The 568-nt window shown below is 39.6% G+C and carries 1 pseudogene; it reads right to left on the bottom strand.

The window, feature by feature from the left end:
• Positions 1-568 (bottom strand): annotated as a pseudogene (locus tag GQR46_RS20440) (hypothetical protein); the annotation flags it as partial.

Raw genomic sequence — 568 nt, 5'->3', positions numbered from 1 at the left:
GTTAGTTTTTCAATACGCTCAGGCTCACCTTTAAAGTGTAACCAAGGCTTAATTATTTCTTCGTTAGGTGTCGCTCTGAGCCAATTAAAATGAGCAGCCTCTTTATTAAACTTTTGCCAAATTTCGGCTTGTTGAGCAAGTGAAAAGTCGCTCCAAAATTTATTAGGTCTGTCATTTTTTTTATCAAATTCAGCGGTGGGTTCATCAAGGTGTCGGTAGTTTTCATACTCAGGTACATCAGGAAGTGGTTGGTTGTTGTCCATAAAGCGCACTACACGCTCCCAATATAAATAACAGTTCATTGGGTTATTTGAGTTATCCGGCACTTGCACAACAATTTTAGTGTCAGGGTATTTGTCCTCATCAACATGACTTATATAGGGTACAAACCCCATTACACCTGGGCGTGTTGCAACCATATCTAAATGGCATACAATATCAGCCCACTTAAAACAACAATTACCCTGCTCATCACGCGCTTCGCAACCAGGGATAGGATAAGTAAAGCCTACTAGCTGCTTTTTTCTGTCAAAGTATATTTGTTTTTTGGGGATGTAACTGTCTGTTA

It is taken from the genome of Pseudoalteromonas sp. Z1A6 (genome assembly GCF_011378745.1).
GTDB classification, from domain to species: Bacteria; Pseudomonadota; Gammaproteobacteria; order Enterobacterales; family Alteromonadaceae; genus Pseudoalteromonas; species Pseudoalteromonas arctica.
The sequence above is the reverse complement of the archived record's forward strand: the minus strand, read 5'-3'. Positions and strand labels throughout refer to the sequence as shown.